This is a genomic window from Halorhodospira sp. 9622 (genome assembly GCF_022228025.1).
In the GTDB taxonomy this organism is placed as follows: Bacteria; Pseudomonadota; Gammaproteobacteria; order Nitrococcales; family Halorhodospiraceae; genus Halorhodospira; species Halorhodospira halophila_A.
This window is the reverse complement of sequence record NZ_JAJNRE010000009.1, coordinates 54,491-71,680: the sequence shown is the minus strand read 5'-3', so window position 1 is coordinate 71,680 and position 17,190 is coordinate 54,491. Positions and strand designations below refer to the sequence as shown.

The 17,190-nt window shown below is 71.4% G+C and carries 16 protein-coding genes; 9 read left to right on the top strand and 7 right to left on the bottom strand.

What is annotated here, in order from left to right; translation table 11 throughout:
- Nucleotides 1-46 precede the first annotated feature (46 nt).
- Nucleotides 47-331, top strand: a complete 285-nt coding sequence (locus LRG07_RS07040) for a 2Fe-2S iron-sulfur cluster-binding protein (protein ID WP_201168061.1) — start codon at nucleotides 47-49, stop codon at nucleotides 329-331.
- Between the two features lie 72 nt (nucleotides 332-403).
- Here the strand turns inward: LRG07_RS07040 and LRG07_RS07035 are convergent, their stop codons facing one another.
- Complete coding sequence (locus LRG07_RS07035; protein ID WP_238633054.1) at nucleotides 404-769, bottom strand: hypothetical protein; 366 nt, start codon at nucleotides 767-769, stop codon at nucleotides 404-406.
- A gap of 184 nt (nucleotides 770-953) precedes the next feature.
- Here LRG07_RS07035 and LRG07_RS07030 point away from each other — a divergent pair, with 184 nt between their 5' ends.
- Nucleotides 954-1,838, top strand: coding sequence for a universal stress protein (locus LRG07_RS07030; protein ID WP_238642044.1), 885 nt, complete (start codon nucleotides 954-956; stop codon nucleotides 1,836-1,838).
- Nucleotides 1,839-1,896: 58 nt separating this feature from the next.
- On the opposite strand, the gene LRG07_RS07025 is transcribed toward LRG07_RS07030, so the two are convergent.
- The 5 genes from LRG07_RS07025 to nifE all read right to left on the bottom strand — a co-directional run bounded on the left by LRG07_RS07025 (nucleotide 1,897) and on the right by nifE (nucleotide 6,626).
- Nucleotides 1,897-2,760 carry a glycine betaine ABC transporter substrate-binding protein gene (locus LRG07_RS07025; RefSeq protein WP_238636777.1) on the bottom strand — a complete coding sequence of 288 codons (864 nt, stop codon included), beginning with the start codon at nucleotides 2,758-2,760 and terminating at the stop codon, nucleotides 1,897-1,899.
- A gap of 69 nt (nucleotides 2,761-2,829) precedes the next feature.
- Nucleotides 2,830-3,339 carry a NifX-associated nitrogen fixation protein gene (locus LRG07_RS07020; protein ID WP_201168057.1) on the bottom strand — a complete coding sequence of 170 codons (510 nt, stop codon included), beginning with the start codon at nucleotides 3,337-3,339 and terminating at the stop codon, nucleotides 2,830-2,832.
- Between the two features lie 30 nt (nucleotides 3,340-3,369).
- Nucleotides 3,370-3,855, bottom strand: coding sequence for a NifB/NifX family molybdenum-iron cluster-binding protein (locus tag LRG07_RS07015; protein ID WP_201168056.1), 486 nt, complete (start codon nucleotides 3,853-3,855; stop codon nucleotides 3,370-3,372).
- A 9-nt stretch (nucleotides 3,856-3,864) separates the two neighbouring features.
- Complete coding sequence (gene nifN / locus LRG07_RS07010; RefSeq protein ID WP_201242836.1) at nucleotides 3,865-5,232, bottom strand: nitrogenase iron-molybdenum cofactor biosynthesis protein NifN; 1,368 nt, start codon at nucleotides 5,230-5,232, stop codon at nucleotides 3,865-3,867.
- Nucleotides 5,229-6,626: a nitrogenase iron-molybdenum cofactor biosynthesis protein NifE gene (gene nifE, locus LRG07_RS07005; protein WP_201168054.1), complete on the bottom strand. Its 1,398-nt coding sequence runs from the start codon at nucleotides 6,624-6,626 to the stop codon at nucleotides 5,229-5,231. The genes nifN and nifE overlap by 4 nt, the downstream gene beginning before the upstream one ends.
- A gap of 249 nt (nucleotides 6,627-6,875) precedes the next feature.
- Here nifE and dnaQ point away from each other — a divergent pair, with 249 nt between their 5' ends.
- The 7 genes from dnaQ to nadA are packed head-to-tail and all read left to right on the top strand — an operon-like array spanning nucleotide 6,876 to nucleotide 15,740.
- Nucleotides 6,876-7,607: a DNA polymerase III subunit epsilon gene (gene dnaQ / locus LRG07_RS07000; RefSeq protein WP_201168053.1), complete on the top strand. Its 732-nt coding sequence runs from the start codon at nucleotides 6,876-6,878 to the stop codon at nucleotides 7,605-7,607.
- Complete coding sequence (locus LRG07_RS06995) at nucleotides 7,604-8,341, top strand: HAD family hydrolase (protein WP_201168052.1); 738 nt, start codon at nucleotides 7,604-7,606, stop codon at nucleotides 8,339-8,341. The genes dnaQ and LRG07_RS06995 overlap by 4 nt, the downstream gene beginning before the upstream one ends.
- A 36-nt stretch (nucleotides 8,342-8,377) precedes the next feature.
- A complete protein-coding gene (locus LRG07_RS06990) occupies nucleotides 8,378-9,376 on the top strand; it encodes a DUF523 and DUF1722 domain-containing protein (RefSeq protein ID WP_238636775.1) in 999 nt (332 codons plus the stop codon).
- Nucleotides 9,377-9,427: 51 nt separating this feature from the next.
- Nucleotides 9,428-10,705: a biotin/lipoyl-binding protein gene (locus LRG07_RS06985; protein ID WP_201168050.1), complete on the top strand. Its 1,278-nt coding sequence runs from the start codon at nucleotides 9,428-9,430 to the stop codon at nucleotides 10,703-10,705.
- A gap of 3 nt (nucleotides 10,706-10,708) precedes the next feature.
- Nucleotides 10,709-13,831: an efflux RND transporter permease subunit gene (locus LRG07_RS06980; RefSeq protein WP_201242840.1), complete on the top strand. Its 3,123-nt coding sequence runs from the start codon at nucleotides 10,709-10,711 to the stop codon at nucleotides 13,829-13,831.
- On the top strand, nucleotides 13,828-14,634 hold the full coding sequence (locus LRG07_RS06975) for a molybdopterin-binding protein (protein ID WP_201168048.1): 807 nt from the start codon (nucleotides 13,828-13,830) through the stop codon (nucleotides 14,632-14,634). Before LRG07_RS06980 ends, LRG07_RS06975 begins: the two co-directional genes overlap by 4 nt.
- A gap of 32 nt (nucleotides 14,635-14,666) precedes the next feature.
- Nucleotides 14,667-15,740, top strand: coding sequence for a quinolinate synthase NadA (gene nadA, locus LRG07_RS06970; RefSeq protein WP_238642043.1), 1,074 nt, complete (start codon nucleotides 14,667-14,669; stop codon nucleotides 15,738-15,740).
- A 21-nt stretch (nucleotides 15,741-15,761) separates the two neighbouring features.
- On the opposite strand, the gene LRG07_RS06965 is transcribed toward nadA, so the two are convergent.
- A complete protein-coding gene (locus LRG07_RS06965) occupies nucleotides 15,762-17,105 on the bottom strand; it encodes an MFS transporter (RefSeq protein ID WP_238635531.1) in 1,344 nt (447 codons plus the stop codon).
- Nucleotides 17,106-17,190: the final 85 nt, after the last annotated feature.

Here is a 17,190-nt window from a genome sequence, read left to right as displayed (position 1 = left end):
GGGGCCAGCAATAGAATCCAACCATAAGCCACAAGGAGTTCACGGGATGCCAAGAGCCCAGGTAACGTTCAAGGATATCGATCTGACCGTCAGCGCGCCGGCGGGAACCCGGATCATCGAGCTGTCCGAGAAAGTCGGCTCGGGGATTGTCTACGGCTGCCGCGAGGGGGACTGCGGCACCTGTCTGTGCAAGGTGCTCGACGGAGAAGAGAACCTGAGCGCGCCCTCGGAGGTGGAGCAGAAGCTGCTACGCGAGCACTTTGCGGGCAAGCAGCAGCGCATCGCCTGCCAGGCGCAGATCCTCGGGGATGTCACGCTGAAACCGGCCTGATCCGCGCAGGGCGGGTCGGATACCCCGCGGGGCGGCGGCAGGGGGGACGCCGTCCCGCGGGGTCGTTGGCATTCAGCGCTGCTGCTTGAGGTGGAAGGCCCGCCCGCCGAGGGCGATCAGGTAGAAGGGCATGAGCACGGTGCCCACGGCCACCACCATGGCGATGAAGCCGAGGAAGCTTAGCCCCTCACCCACCGTCGCCATCATCCACAGGCCGAGGATCAGCAGCAGGGCTGCGGGCAGGGCCTGCCCCGCCGGCGGCAGCTTGGCGGCGATGCCGGGGATGACGAAGATGAACAGGGCCAGGGCCATGATCGCCATCAGGATCCCGCCGAACCAGTAGGCGCCGGCCGAGGCCGCGACGGCGCCGAGCACGCCGGTGGCCACCGCCACCAGGAAGGTGACGAGCTCGAGACGCGTGTGTTCCTTCTGAAGCATGGGTAAAGGCTCCTCTCGGATACCGGGTTCCGCGGGAGCTGCGGCGTGTTGCCCCGCTGTGGCTCCCGCACTCGCGTGTCATGGTGCCACAATCTAAGGATGAGACCGGTGCGCGGGCAAGCGCCGAGGCCCGCTGCACCGGACCTTTGGCCGGATTCTGCCGGATGCGATCGAGGGAGCCGTCATGAGCATGCAGAAAATCGTCTTCGCCAGCGACCTGTCGGAACGCGCCGGGCGGGCCGGGCGCCGCGCCGTACAGTTGGCCGAGGCCTGGGACGCCACGCTGGAGGCGGTCCACGTCATCGAAAGCGACGCGCCGGGGCTGCGCGCGCTCAGCGGCTCGCCGGATCGGGAAGGGGTGTTCCAGGCCGCCGCCGAGCAGCAGCTCCAGTCCGGGACCCCGGGCCACCGCGCGCAGCCCCGGGTCCTGATCGGGGATGTGATCGGCGAGGTGGTCTACGCCGCGGACGAGGGCGGCGCCGACCTGCTGGTCGTCGGTGCCCACGGCCGGCAGTACGTGCGCGACTGGATCCTGGGCACCACCGCCGAGCAGCTGGTTTGCCACGCACGGACGCCGACGCTGGTGGTCCGGCGCGACTCCGATGCGCCGTATCGGCGCGTTGCTGTGGGCGTCGATTTCTCGGATTGCTCGCGGGCGGCGCTTCAGTACGCGCGGCGCTGTTTCCCGGCGGCCGAGCTGCACCTGCTCTATGTGGTGGATACCGCCGAGCTGGATCGCATGCGCGCTGCCGGCATCGGCGATAGCTACATCCAGGAGCAGCAGACGCGCTGGATGGACGAGGCGCGGGCCGACCTGGAATCGTTCGCCCGGGACGAGGGGCTGGGCGCCGACGAGGTGCACCTGGAGGTGCACGCCGGCTATCCGGCCACGATCCTGCTCGAGGCCCTGGGCGGGCTGGGCGCCGATTTGGTGGTGATGGGCAACCACGGGCGTGGCCGCTGGGCGAACATGCTGCTCGGCAGCGTTGCCGCACGGCTGCTGCGGGAGGTGTCCACGGATCTGCTGCTGGTCCGCGACGACGCCCCCGGGTTCGAGGACGGGGACTGAGCGCTGCTCCGGAGCCCTGCCGGAGGGATCCGGCAGGGGCAGGGTCGGTGGGGCGGGTTTACTGCTCGGTGGCGCAGGCGGCCCAGGCGCTGATGAGCTCGGTCTCCTGCTCGAAGAAGCGGTCGACGGCGGCCTCGGTGGACTCGTCCCGACCGATGAACAGGTAGTCGTTGAGCATCTCCAGGTCGTAGTCCATGCAGCCGATGAAGGCGGCGATCTGCGGATGGTCCTCGTCGAAGCCGAGGCGGGCGAGGGCGTGGATGGTCTCCGCGCCGCCAAGCGCGCCCCTCGGATCGTCGAGGAACGCCAGCTGGTAGGCGCCGAACTTCCAGTGCGGGCTCCAGCCGGTGACCACGATGGGCTCGTCGCGGCGCGCGGCCCGGTCCAGCGAGGCCGTCATGCCGGCGTCGCTGGCCTCGATCAGCGTATAATCCAGCCCGTAGGTCTCGATGGCCTCGTGGGACAGGCGCATCAGCCCGGCGCCCGGGTCGATGCCCTGGATGGTCCCGTCGAGCGCGTCCTGCCAGCGCTCCTCATTGAGCTGATCGATGCTGGTCAGTCCGTCCTCGTACAGCCAGCGCGGCACCACCCAGCCCAGGCGGGCGTCGCCGTAGAGCACGCCCAGGTCGAGCAGGTCGTCACTGTAGCGCTCGATGTAGTCCTCGTGGGTGATCGGCTGCCACGACATCAGCATCAAGTCCAGGTCGCCGCGGGCGATGCCGGTGTACTGCGGCGCGATGTCGGTCTGGACCAGTTCGACGTCGACGTCGTAGCGCTCCTCGAGCAGCCGTTCGGCGATCCGGGTGACGAACTCCGCGTCGGCCCAGGCCGTCCAGCCGATGCGAATCTCCTGGCCGGCGCTGGCCGCCAGCGGGGCAATGAGCAGCGCAGCACCGGCGGTGCGCAACCATGAATGAGCCATCGGGCTATCCTCCATTACGGGGTCGAACCCCCCAGCGGAGTATAGTCCGTCGGTCCGGCCGCGCCGGATTCAGGCTCGGGCCACCTCCGGGAAGCGCTCGATCAGGGCCACCGCCCCGTCGACCAGGCGCTCGCCGCGGCTGACCAGCTTCTCGGTGCTGGCGAAGCCGAAGCGGTGGACGTCGCGCAGCGGCTTGTCGACGACCACCAGCTTGCCGGCAAGCACGAAGGCGCGGCCGAAGCCTTCGTGGCTGAGGTTGATCACCGGCACCGCCATCACCCCGCTGCGCGCCTCGATCCGCGCGGACACGGCGTTGTAGAAGGTGCGCACCCGGTTGACCGTTTCGCCGTCGGGGTCGGCGACCACGGGGATGGCGCGCTTGCGCTCGGGGGTGAGGATGAACGGATCGATGACCGCCGCATCGCTGTAGTGTTCCCACGCCCCGAAGGTGTCCGTGGCACGGACCTGGCGGAGCAGCTCACGGATGAACGGTGTCTCGAGGGCGGGATCCTGGTCGTCCAGGACCTGCGCGGTGGCGGTGGTTTCGGGTTGCTCGTCCTGCGGGTTCCAGGTCCACATGGGGGTTCCTCCCTGGTTGGCTGCAGCTGGTCAGTCGGCCCACCAGCCGGTGGCCTCCATGGCGTCGAAACGGGCCTCGCCGGCCGGTTCGCCGCGCAGGGCCCGGCTCAGCCAGGCCGGCGGGCGCTCGCGCAACTGCGCGATCAGGGTGCCCAGCACGGTGTCGATGGCGGTGCCGTGGGAGACCTTGCGCGGCTGGCACCCCTGTGTGAGCAGCCGTCGCACGGCCGGGGCGCCGATGGCGTTGCAGTAGAGCGCGGCGCAGCCCTCGACGACCTGCAGGCGCGGTGCCAGGCGGTCGCAGTCCGGCGCCGCGTCGGCCGGCTCCTCGATGTCGGCCACCTCCAGCAGCCGGGTGCCCGAACACCCCACCTGGTAGATGGCGAAGCCGCTGGCCAGCCCGAAGTGCTGGTCCACGGTGTGCCGGTCGGCGGTGGCGAAGGCGATGCGCACCGAGCCCTGGTGGGCGGGTTCCAGCCCCTCCCCGTCGGCGATCCTCAAGTGACGGACAGTCATCACGGCTCCTCAGGCGATATCGGCGCTGCGGTAGATCGAGCGGTAGGGGCGCACGTCGCCGTGCACCTCGCGATGCTCGAGGAGGGTGTTGGCCAGCTCGAAGAGGGTGTCGCGGCTGCCGCGGTAGCCCACCCGGGGGCGGGTGTGCAGCCCGACCCGCTCCCAGATGGGGTAGCCGCACTGCACGATGGGCACCCCCAGCCGGCCGGCGGTGGCGGCGGCGTGGCCGCTGCCGAGGATCAGCTCCACGCCGTCCTCGCGGCCGTGGTGCTCCAGCGCCTCCAGGTCGCCGATATGCACCCGGCGCGCCGGTACGGCGTCGAGCACCGGCGAGCGCTCCGGGGCCACGGCGGTGGTCACCTCGGCGCCGGCGTCGTGGAGCAGGGTGGTCAGCCCGGCGAGCAGGTCCGCCTCGGTGGCCACGCCCACCGGCGTGGTGCCGAGCACCGAGTGGGTGTCGAGCAGGGCGTCCTGCAGCTGCCGACGCTGGCGCTGGATGCGTGGTGGCGGGGCGGTGCGGTCGGCGATGGCGCACAGGACCATGACCAGCCGGTCCGTGGCGTGCAGGCCCATCAGGTGCTCGAAGCGGTAGTCGGGGACCCCGGTGCGCTCGCGCAGCCGGTCCGCCGCGCGGTTCAGCGAGGCGCCCACGACCACCGTGGCGGCGGCGTCGCCGCAGCCACGCAGCGCCTCCAGCGGCGTCCCGTCGGTGGTGATGGGGCTGAAATCGTCGTCGTCTAGGTGGCCGTCCATGGAGGCCCCCAGGTCGGGGATGGCCACCGGCTCCAGGCCGAAGGCCTCGAGCAACTCGCACAGCGCCTCGGCATCCCCGGGCGAGACGGCGTCGGAGAGCAGCAGGTTGACCCGCCGCGGTGCCCGGCCGGGGCGGGTGCCCTCGGCGGGGACCAGGTGTTCGATGACCGCCTCCACCGTGGCCGCGTAGCCACTGGCCAGGCTGCCGACGAAATCCGGCGTGTTCACCGGCACCACGGCGGTGGTGGCGTGCTCCGGGTGCTCGCTGCGGAAGGTGCGCACCAGTCGTTCGATGTCCGTACCCTCGGCCTCCGAGAGCCCGGTGGTCAGCAGCGTGATCAGCGCCGGCGCGGACTTGCTGCACAGGGTATCCAGGGCGCCGAGGACGTTATCGTCGGCGCCGAGCACCGCGCTGATCGGGTCGATGGCCGTGGTCTGCAACGGGATCGGCTCGTTGAAGTGGCGCACGAAGTAGACCTTGCCGAAGGCCGTGCAGCCCTGGGCGCCGTGGAGCAGCGGCACGGCGCCGCGGAAGCCGAGGGTGGCGAGGGTGCCACCCACCGGTTGGCTGGCCTTCAGCGGGTTGACGCTCAGCGGGCTGGTGGATCGTTCGATGCGGGTCATGGCCCGGTCCTCCCTTCCTGCCGTTCCCAGGGCGCCGGTTCACGCACCTGGGGCCAGATGGGGCTCTCGATGCTGCGGCACAGCTGGCGGGCCAGCTCCACCATGCCGGTGTAGCCGGCGTAGGCGTGGGGGCGCTCCTGGTTGATGTCCAGAAACGGGATGCGCGCCTTCAGCGCGGTGTACATGTTCCGTCCGCCGGCGATGAGCACGTCGGCCTCGTGGGCGCGGACGGTGTCGATCAGCGTCCGCGGCGCGCCGCTATCGAGCATCTGCGCCTGCTCGCCCATCAGCTCGCGGATACGCGCCTTGTCCGCCTCGGTGGATTTGCGCGTTCCGGTGGCGACCACCTCCATGCCCAGATCCTGCAGCGCCGAGACCACCGACCAGCTCTTCACGCCGCCGGTATAGAGCAGGGCGCGGCGCCCGCGCAGGCGCTCGCGGTAGGGCTCCAGCGCGGCATCGGCGCGGGCCTCCTCGCGGGCGATGACCTGCTCGGTGCGCTCGGTCAGCGCCGGGTCGTCGATCAGCCGGGCGAAGCCGCGCAGGGCGGCGGAGGTGTCGGCGACGCCGTAGAAGCTGCCCTCGAAATACGGGATGCCGTAGCGCTCCTCCAGGGTGCGCGCCACATTCAGCAAAGCCTTGGAGCAGACCAGCATGTTGGCCTCGGCCCGGTGGAGGGTCTGCAGCTCGTGGTAGCGGGCGTCGCCGGATAGGCTGCCGAGCAGGCGCAGGCCGAGCTCGTCGAGCAGCGGCAGGACGTTCCAGAATTCGCCGGCGATGTTGAACTCGCCGATCAGGCCTACGTCGTGGATCTGGCGGTCCGCCGGTTGGTCCTCTGCCGGCACCGGTTCCGGCTCGCGGGTGCCGACGATGTGCCGGACCACCGCCTCGCCAGCGATGCGGTTGCCCAGGTTTTTGCTGCCGTAGAATCCGGCGCAGTCCACCGGGATGACTGGCGTGCCCCAGCGGCGCTCGGCGCTGCCGCACACCGCCTCGAGGTCGTCGCCGGTGAGTGCCGGTACGCAGGTGTTGTAGACGAACACCGCCGCCGGGGCGTGTTCGTCCACGGCCTGCTTGATGGCGTGGAACAGCCGCGCCTCGCCCCGGCCCATGATCACGTCCTGCTCGCTGAGGTCGGTGGTCATGCCGATGCGCCACAGGGTGGGCCCGGTGGAGCGGGTGCCGCGGTTATCCCAGGAACTGCCGGCGCAGCCGATGGGGCCGTGGACGATGTGGGCGGCGTCGGCCACCGGCAGCAGGGTGATCTGGGCGCCGTCGAAGGCGCAGCCGCCGGCGGCGGCCCCGGGGGTGGGACGTGCGCAGCCGGACTTCGACCCCTGGTTGTGGGCGCAGCCCGGCTCGTCGAGCAGAGCGGCGATCTCCTGGTTGCGCATGGGCGGGCAGCTCCGGTCGTGGGTGGCTTGCCCGCAGTGCAGCAAGGCGCGTGCCACGCCCGGTCCGCGGTCGCCGCCGCCCTGTGCCGGGCGGTGGCCGGGCGGTGGCCGGGCGGCGAGCGGCGCGCGCGTGTCGCAAATCCGACGGGCGGGCGTTATCGTGTGCCCTTTCGCACAACCTGCGTTGACCCGGGATAGGGCGCACCGCAGACTATTTGGAATCGTTGCAAAGTACCCGGGACCCGAGCCATGCGGCAGATCCTGCTCGACACCGAGACCACTGGCATGGACCCCGCCGAGGGGCACCGCATCATCGAGATCGGCTGCGTGGAACTCGAGCGCCGGCGGCTGACCGGCAACAACTTCCACGAGTACCTCAATCCCGATCGGGCGGTGGACGAGGGCGCGGAGAACGTTCACGGCCTGTCGAACCGCTTCCTGGCGGACAAGCCGCGTTTCGCCGACATCGCCCGGCGCTTCGTCGACTATGTCCGGGATGCCGAGCTGATCATCCACAACGCCCCCTTCGACGTCGGCTTCATCGACGCCGAGTTGGCCCGTCTGGGGCCGGCGTGGGGGCAACTCGAGGACTACTGCACCGTCACCGATTCGCTGCAGCTGGCGCGGCGCATGCATCCGGGGCAGCGCTGCAGCCTCGACGCGCTGTGCAAGCGCTACGGCGTGGACGGCTCGCGGCGCGAACTCCACGGCGCGCTGCTCGACTCCGAGCTGCTCGCCGAGGTCTACCTGGCCATGACCGGTGGCCAGGGCAAGCTCTCCCTGGACGGCGAGGGCCTGGAGCCGGGCGGCGCCGAGCCGATCCAGCGGCTGTCCCCGGAGCGGCCGCGACTGCGCGTCCCGGAATCGGGCGAGCTGGAGCGCGAGGCCCACGAGCAGTTGCTCCAGCGGATCGAGGCGACCTGCGGTGGCCCGGCGCTGTGGCGCCGGGCGGGCGGCGGCGAAGAGGCGGCCGGCTCATGATCCGGGCACCGCTGCGGGCGCTGACCTTCGATCTCGACGACACCCTGTGGTCCGTCGAGGACGTGCTCGCGGCGGCCGAGCAGACCCTGCACGACTACCTGCGCGAAGCCTACCCGGTGGTGGCCGAGCGCTTCGATCCCGATCGCATGCGCCAGCTCCGCCGCGAACTCGCCGCCGCGCGGCCTGAGCTGACGCGCAACGCGACCACCCTGCGCCGTGCCACCATGGCCGAGATCGCCCGCTGCTGCGGGATCGATGGGACGGCCGCGGAGCGCTTTGTGGAGCAGACCTTTGCCGTCTTTCTCGAGGCGCGGCAGGCCCGGGTGGCCCCGTTCCCCGAGGTGTTGCCGGCGCTGCGCGAGCTCTCGGCGCGCTTTCGGATCGGCGTGATCACCAACGGCAACGCCGATGTCTACCGTACGGCGCTGGGGCCCTGCGTCGACTTCGTGGTGCGCGGCGTGGATATTGACATCCCCAAGCCGGAGCCGGCGATCTTCGCCCTGGCCTGTGAGCGTGCCGGGGTACCGCCGGGGGAGGTCCTGCACGTCGGTGATGATCCGCACACCGACGCCGCCGGCGCCCTGGCCGCGGGTATGCAGGCGGCGCTGATGTGCCGTCACGGCCCGCCGGAGCCGCCGGACGGCGTGCCCGACTGCCTCATGGTCCCGGACATGGAGGCGCTGCGCCGTGCCATCGAGCGCAGTGTGGGTGCGGGGCCGGCACAGGACGTTTAGAATGCTGTACAAAAGATGTACAAACCCAGGGAGATCATGAGTCGGGAGAGTGAGCAGAACCGGGAGGATGGTGCCCAAGAGCCAGAGCCACGCATACCGGTCGGCGTGAGCAGCTGCCTGCTCGGCGAGGAGGTGCGCTACGACGGCAGCCACAAGCGCAATCCCTTCGTGACCGAGGCGCTCTCGCGCTACTTCCGCTACGTGCCCGTCTGCCCCGAGGTGGCCATCGGGCTGCCCACCCCGCGGCCGCCCATCCGCCTGGAGCAGGCCGAGGACGAGCGGGTGCGGGTGCGTGGTGTGCGTGACCGGCAGACCGACGTCACCGAGGCCATGGAGGCCTACGGCCGCGAGAAGGGGCGTGAGCTGCACTGGCTCAGCGGCTATATCCTCAAGTCCAAGTCGCCGAGTTGCGGCATGGAGCGGGTCAAGGTGTATAAGCCCGACGGCCATCCGGCCGGGTTCTCAAGCCGTGGCGCCTACGCGCGGACACTGATGGAGACGAATCCGCTGCTGCCGGTCGAGGAGGAGGGCCGGCTCAATGATCCGGCCCTGCGCGAGGGCTTTGTCTGTCGGGTCTTCTGCTACTACCGTTGGCAGCGCCTGGTCGAGGCGGGTCTGACGCGCAAGGCCCTGGTGGACTTCCACGCCGAGCACAAGCTGTTGCTCATGGCCCACGACGACCAGCGCATGCGCGCGCTCGGGCGGTTGGTCTCGACGCTGGGCGAGCGGCCGCTGGAGGCCGTGGCCGAGGCCTACATCGAGGCGTTCATGGCGGCGCTGGCCCGGCCGGCCACCCGGGGGCGGCACGCCAACGTGCTCTATCACCTGCTCGGCTACCTCAAGCGGGAGCTGGATCCGGCGGACAAGCAGGAGGTCGTGGACGTCATCGAGCAGTACCGCACCGGCATGGTGCCGCTGATCGTGCCGGTGACGCTGCTGCGCCACCACTTCCGCCACTGGCCGGATCCCTACGTGGAGCGGCAGTTCTATCTCTACTGGAGCCCGCCGGAACTGGCGCTGCTCAATCAGGTCTGACCGGGCGGCCGGGGTCGCTCCACGACATTCGAGACGAAAAGGAAGGGCTGCGTGCCGTTACGTTCGTTGCTGCGCAAGGGTTGGGGGGTCGCTGCGCCCGTGGTGGTGCTGCTGGCGGCCGTGCTGGTGCTGGCGGCGCTGGTCTGGACCCGCCCCGATCCGCCTGCCGAGGAGCCCACCGAACCCTCGTGGGTGGTCGCCACCGAGCGCGCCGAGCCCGGCGTCCACCAGCCGCTGCTGCGCCTGTTCGGCTATATCGAGTCGCCCTCGGATGTCACCGTCAAGTCCGCGGTGGAGGCCGACGTCGCCGAGGTCCGGGCGCGCGACGGCCGCGTGGTGGAGGCCGGCGAGCTGCTGGTGCGCCTGGACGACGGTGAACTGCGTGACACCCTGCGCCAGCGTCAGGCCGATCTCGACGAGCAGGAGGCCGCACTGCGCCAGGAGCGCCGCGCGGTTGCGGCGGACCGCGAGGATCTCGAGGCCGAGAAGGCGCTGCTGGCCATCGATGAGCGGCGGGTGGCGCGGCTCGAGGAGCTCGTGGCCGACAACGCCGCTTCGCCCTCGGAACTCGACGACGCCGAGGAGGCCCGGGAGCGGCAGCGCCAGGCGGTGATCCGGGCGCAACAGGCGGTGGACGACGCCGAGGAGCGCCTGGCCGTGGCCGAGGCGCGGCGCGACAGTGCGGAGGCGGCCCGCGACCAGGCCCGGCGCGACGTGCGCCGCACCGAGGTGCGTGCCCCCTTCGACGGCCGGGTCAGGGCGGTGGCCGTGGGCCGGGGCGATCGAGTGAGCCCGGGCAGCGAACTCGTCGGCCTCTACGACACCGGCGAGCTGGAGGTCCGGGTGCAGATCCCCACCACGCGCATCGGGGCCCTCTATCGGGCCCGCGCCGCTGACACCGGGGTGTACGGTGAGGCCCTGGTGGACGGCCGCGGGCTCGCCCTGGAGCTGGACCGGCTGGCCGGGCACACCCCCCGGGAGCGCGGCGGGGTCGAGGCGATCTTCGCCGTCGAGGAGCGCCACGACGAGGTCGCCCTGGATCGCTTTGCCGAGGTGATGCTGGAGCTGCCCCCGGAGCCGGGCACGCTGGTGGTGCCCTACGAGGCGCTCTACGGCACCGAGCGGCTCTACGTCATCGAGGAGGACGAGGAGGCCAAGCGCCTACGCGGCATCGAGGTGCAGCGCCTGGGCGAGGCGCGGCGCCCCGACGGGGGCCGGGGGGCGCTGGTTCGCGCCCCGGAGATCGATGCCGGCACGCAGATCGTTACCACCCAGATCCCGCAGGCCACGGATGGGCTGCGCGTGCGCGTCGAAGCGGAGAGCCGCTAGGCGATGGTCGAGCAGCGGCGAGACGCGCTGCGCTGGTTGGCGGAGCACCCGGTAGCGGCCAACCTGGTGCTGGCGCTGATGTTCATCAGCGGCTTCTACGCCGTCAGCCAGCTCAACACCCAGTTCTTCCCCAGCTTCGAGCTCGACGTGGTCACCGTGCAGGTGCAGTGGCCGGGCTCCACCGCCGAGGACGTCGCCGACTCGGTCACCACCCCCCTGGAGGACGCCGTGCGCGACGTCCAGGGGCTGCGTGAGATGCAGTCGCGCTCGGCGGACGGCGTCAGCAACATCAGCCTCGAGTTCTTCCAGGGCACCGATATGGCCGACACGGTGGAGGACGTCAAGGACCGCGTCGCCGCCGTGCGCAACCTCCCGGAGGAGGCCGAGGAGCCGACCATCCGGCGCATCACCCAGTTCGACCCGGTGGCCCGCGTGGTGCTCAGCGGCGATGCCCCGCCATCGAGCATGCGCGCCTGGGCGCGTGAGCTCGAGGACGACCTGCTGCGCCGCGGGGTGGCCAATGTCGAGGTCACCGGCATGCCGGATCTGGAGACGGCCATCGAGGTCGAGCAGCGCGTGCTGCTCGACTCCGGTCTGACCTTCGGCGACCTGGGGGCTGCCATCGACGCCGAGAGCACCGATCTGCCCGGCGGCGAGGCCGGCGAGGCGGATATCGCCCGGCAGCTGCGCAGCCTCGAGCAGCGCCGCGGCGTGCAGGAGTTCCGCGATCTGCAGATCACCGACGGCGATGGCCAGCCGCTGCTGCTCAGCGACCTGGCGCAGATCGAGCGCCGCGCCCGGGACGGCCAGGTGGACTTCCGCCTGGGCGAGGACACCGCCATCGAACTCTACGTCCAGCGCGCCGAGGGCGAGGACGCCCTGGGGGCGGCGGCCATCCTCGAGGCCTGGTACGACGATGTCACGCCGACCCTACCCGAGGGGCTCGAGCTCACCGTCTACGACGAATTCTGGGAGCTGATCAGCGAACGCATCGGCCTGCTGGTCAGCAACGGCCTGGCCGGGCTGCTGCTGGTGGTGGCCATCCTATTCACCTTCCTCACCGCCCGGGTGGCGTTCTGGGTGACGGTGGGCATCCCCGCCGCCTTCCTCACCGCGCTGGTGGTGCTCTGGGGCGTGGGCGGCAGCATCAACATGATGAGCCTCTTCGCGCTGATCATGACCCTGGGGATCATCGTCGACGACGCCATCGTGGTCGGAGAGCGCGGCGTGGCCCGCTTCCAGCGCGGCGAATCGCCGGGGGAGGCCGCCGCCGGCGGCGCGCGGGACATGCTCGCCCCGGTGATGGCCTCTTCGCTGACCACGGTGGCGGCGTTCATCCCGTTGATGGCGATCAGCGGGGTGATGGGCAATATCCTCTTCGACATCCCGTTGGTGGTGATCTGCGTGATCATCGCCTCACTGATCGAGGCCTTCATCGTCCTGCCCGGGCACCTGCGCCGCTCCTTCGAGGGCGATCAGCGCGGGCGCGAGCCGAGCCGCTTCCGGCGCTGGGTGGACAGCGGCTTCCACGGTTTCCGCGAGGGGGCTTACCGGCGCGGCATCACCCGGGCGGTGGAGTGGCGCTGGACCACGGTCTCGTCGGCGGTGGCGCTGCTGGTGGCGGCGGTGGGACTGGTGGTTGGTGGTCGGATCGAGTTCACCTTCTTCCCCGAGCCCGAGGGGACGGTGCTGCACGCCAACGTCGGCTTCGCGCCGGGCACGCCGCCGGAGCGGGTGGAGGCCTTCCTGGCCGACATGGAGCGCCAGCTCCACGCCGCCGACGAGGCGCTCTCCGAGCAGCGGCTGGTGCGCACCCACACCGTGCGCTACGGCGAGATGCAGGCCCGCGACGCCCAGGACGCCAACCGTGGCGATCATTACGGCAGCATCGCCGTGGAGCTGATCTCGCCGGAGGATCGTGACGTCCGCAACACCGATCTGATGAACGCCTGGGAGGAGCGCATCACCGAGCGCCCCGGTCTGGAGCGGCTGGTCATCCGCGAGCGCAGCGCCGGCCCGCCCGGCGAGGACATCGACGTCCGCCTGACCCAGGGGGATCCGGGCACCCTGCGGGCGGCCGCCGACGAGCTGCGCCAGGTGCTGCACCGCTATCCGGGGCTGGGCAGCATCGACGACGACCTGCCCTACGGTCAGGAGCAGTGGGTGTACCGTCTCACCGCCGAAGGCCGGGCCCTGGGGCTGACCACCGAGGCGGTCAGCCGGCAGGTGCGCGATGCCTTCGCCGGCGAGCTGGCCCAGGTCTACCACCAGGGCCGTGACGAGGTGGAGGTGCGCCTGCGCCAGCCGCTGGCCGAGCGCCGCGATCTCTCGGCGGTGACCGATCTGCAGATCCGCCTGCCCGACGGGGATCTGGTACCGCTGGAGAGCGTGGCCACCATCGAGTCGCGCCGTGGTTTCGAGGTGGTGCGCCACCACAACGGCGAGCTGGCTGTGAGTGTGACCGGCGACGTGGACGACCGGGTGGCCAACACCGGGCAGATCCGCGCCGATCTGCGCGAGAATGTCCTGCCGGAACTCACCGAGCGTTACGGCGTGGCCGCCGAGTTCGGCGGGCAGGCGGACTTCCAGGACGAGACCCTGGCCGATATGCAGCGCGGGCTGTTCTTCGCCCTGGGGCTGATCTACCTGATCCTGGCGTGGGTCTTCGCCTCCTACGGCTGGCCGCTGCTGGTGATGTCGGTGATCCCCTTCGGGCTGGTCGGGGCGCTGGTCGGCCACTGGGTCATGGGGCTCGACCTGACCCTGCTCTCGCTCTTCGGCCTCTTCGGCCTGACCGGCATCACCGTGAACAACGCCATCATCCTGACGCTGTTCTACAAGCAGATCCGCAATGACGGCACACCGGTGGTCGAGGCCCTGGCCGAGGCCTCCTGCCAGCGCCTGCGGGCGATGATCCTCACCTCGCTGACCACCATCGGCGGGCTGTTGCCGCTGCTCGCCGAGCAGTCGGTACAGGCGCAGTTCCTCATCCCCATGGCGGCGGCCATCGCCTTCGGTCTGGCCGGGGCCACGGGTATCGTGCTGTTCCTGATGCCGGCGCTGCTGCGCATCTATGAAGACGCGGTTGCCGGGGTGACGCGGTGGCGGTACGGTACAACGCCATGACCGAGCATGCGGACCATACGCCCCGGTTCGGGGCCCTGATCATCGGCGACGAGCTGCTCACCGGCCGGCGCCGTGATCGGCACATGGAGGCGGTGATCGAGCGGCTCGACGCCCGCGGGCTGGAGCTCGCCTGGGCGCGGTTGATCGGTGACGACCCGCAGTTGCTGACCCGCACCCTGGGCGAGACCTTCGCCGGGGGCGACATCGTCTTCAGCTTCGGCGGCATCGGCGCCACCCCCGACGACCGCACCCGGCAGTGCTGCGCCGAGGCGGTGGGACGGCCGTTGGAGCGCCACCCCGAGGCCGAGGCGGCCATGCGCGAGCAGTTCGGTGCCGAGACCACCGAGCAGCGCCTGCGCATGGTGGAGTTTCCCGCCGGCGCCTGGATGATCCCCAACCCGGTCAACCGGGTGGCGGGCTTCTCCTGGGGCGACCACCACTTCGTCCCCGGCTTCCCGCGCATGGCCTGGCCCATGGTGGAGTGGGTGCTGGACACCCACTACGCCCACCTGCAGGCGCCGGGGCGCACGCTGCAGCGCGCGGTGCGTGTCCCCGGGGCGCGCGAGGGGGCGATGATCCCGCTCCTTGAGCGCTTCACCGCCGCGTACCCGGATCTGCGCATCTCCTGTCTGCCGGGTGGCGGCCGCGAGCGCGGCTTCGAGGTCGAGCTCGGTGTGCGCGGGCCGGCGCCGCGGGCCACCGAGGCGCTGGAGGCGCTCACCCGCGAACTCGAGGCCGCTGGCTACGGCTGGGAGCCGGTAGCCGACGCAACTCCCGGCGCTGGCAACGGTCCAACCCCATAATCCCCTGCGTTACCCATCGAGGTCCTGAGCCCATGTCGGATCCCTCCGTCATCGAGCCGTCCACCCGCTATTTCCGTCCCGAGGCGTTCACCGCCGACGAGACGCTCAGCGCCGATGAGCGCGAGGCGCTGCGCGAGCGCATCCGCGCGCTCCTGCGCGAGCGCGATGCGGTGCTCGTCGCCCACTACTACACCGACGCCGAGCTGCAGCGGCTGGCCGACGAGACCGGCGGCTGTGTCGCCGACTCGCTGGAGATGGCCCGCTTCGGCGCCGAACATCCGGCCTCCATGCTGGCCGTCGCCGGCGTGCGCTTCATGGGCGAGACGGCCAAGATCCTCACCCCGGACAAGCGGGTGATCATGCCGGATCTCGAGGCCACCTGCTCGCTGGATGTCGGCTGTCCGGCCGACGAGTTTGCGGCGTTCTGTGATCAGCACCCGGATCGCACGGTGGTGGTCTACGCCAACACCTCCGCGGCGGTGAAGGCCCGCGCCGACTGGGTGGTGACCTCGAGCATCGCCGTGGACGTGGTGGCCCACCTGCACGAGCGCGGCGAGAAGATCCTCTGGGCGCCGGACAAGTACTTGGGGGACTACGTGCAGCGCCAGACCGGTGCGGACATGCTGCTCTGGGATGGCAGCTGCATCGTCCACGAGGAGTTCCGCGGCCTGGAGCTGGCCGATATGCGCCAGGCGCACCCCGGGGCCCGGGTGCTGGTCCACCCGGAGTCGCCGGCGGCGGTGGTCGAGCAGGCCGACGTGGTCGGCTCCACCTCGCAGCTGATCCGTGCCGTGGCCGAGATGGAGGCCGACACCTTCATCGTTGCCACCGACGCCGGCATCTTCCACAAGATGCACGAGGCTGCCCCGGACAAGACGCTCATCGAGGCGCCCACCGCCGGGCGCAGCGCCACCTGCCGCTCCTGCGCTCACTGCCCGTGGATGGCCATGAACGGGCTGCGCAGCCTGGCGGCGGCGCTCGAGGCCGGTGAGCCGCAGGTCACCGTCGATCCCGAGGTGGCAGCCGGGGCGCGGCGCTCGCTCAACCGTATGCTCGATTTCGCCGCCGAGCGGGCCCGGCAGGTCCTCGGCACCGGCGACGCCTGACCGGCACGCCCGGCGCGGCAGCTACCCCGCGGCGGCGTCCGCCGCGCGGCGCTCGGCGATGCGCCGCTGCAGCGCTTCGTGGCGGATCTCGTCCACCGGAAAGTCCCACATCAGCCCCATGGCCGCGAGCTTGAGCGCCGCCGGGGCGATCCCCGCGACGAGCAGCAGGGTGCTGACCTCGCCCGTGCCCGGGGCGGGGTTGGGCGGGGCGAGGGCCACGGTCAGCAGCGCCGCAGCGCCGGCCAGGGTGAAGCCGACGCGGCCAGCCAGCGACCAGACGGCGAAGTGCAGTCCGGTGCGCGGGGCGCCGGTGTGGGCGGCTTCGACGTCGGGGATATCGGCCTGGATGGCGGCGGAGAGCGCCCAGTCCAGGCTGCCGGTGAGCCCAAGCAGGGCAGCGAGGATGAGCAGCGGCAGGGTGTGGCCCGGGCCGAGCAGCGGGATCCAGATCAGCACCGCGGCGGCGAGGACCAGGGCGGCGCACCAGATGGCGTGCTTGCTGTAACGCAGGGCCAGCGCCGCACCCAGAGGCAGGCCGATGAGTGCCGCCAGGAGGTAGGCCGCCAAGGCGGTCGGGGCGGCGCTGGCGTCGCCGACGATGCCGGCGGCGATGGGCAGCAGCAGGGCGGCGGCGAGGGTATTGGCGGCGACGTTGGCCGTGTGGGCGCCGAGCAGCCGGCGCCACGCCCGCAGCCCGCCCAGGCGTCGGGCGATTACGCCGAACCCGCCGGGCGGGGCCGCCGGCTGCCGGTCCGGCAGGGCGAGGATGGCCAGGGCCGCCAGGGCGGTGACGCCGACGAGCAGTAGGTAGAGGGCCGCGAGCGCGTCGAGGCGCGCCGCGCCCACCTCCACGGCGAGCAGCGGGGCGCCCAGCCCGAGCCCGATGCCGAGCAGGGTGGCCAGCTGCGCCGCGGTGAACAGCCGAGTGCGGTCGTGGTAGCCGGCGGCCAGCTCGGCGCCCCAGGCCAGGTGGCTGACCCGCATGAGCACCCAGCCCAGGGTGGTCATGGTGCCGCCGAGGAGCAGCGGCAGCAGACTGGTGCCGGGCTCGAGCAGCAGCAGCGGCGCCAGTCCTGCCAGGGTGAGTCCGGCACCGGCCCACCAGCCGCCCCGGCGCCGCGCCGCCAGGGGCACGGTGTCGCTCCAGGCGCCGGCGACCAGCACCGCGACAGCGTCGAGCAGGCGCAGCGCGATGAGCACCGCGATCACCGCCACGGCGGCCACCTCCGGTGCCTCCAGTCGTTGCGGAGCGATCTGCAGGAAGAACGGCGGCACGCTCGCTGCCAGCGGCAGGGCAGCCAGGGCGTAGACGAGCGTCGTCAGGGGCGAGGGGGTGGCGCTGCTGCGGGGTGTGGGATCGCTCATGGCGATACGCTACGATGCGTGCCGCCGGCGTGCCAGCGCCTGCGCCGGAACGTCGCGACAGGCCCGCAATCGAGGATCGCACCAC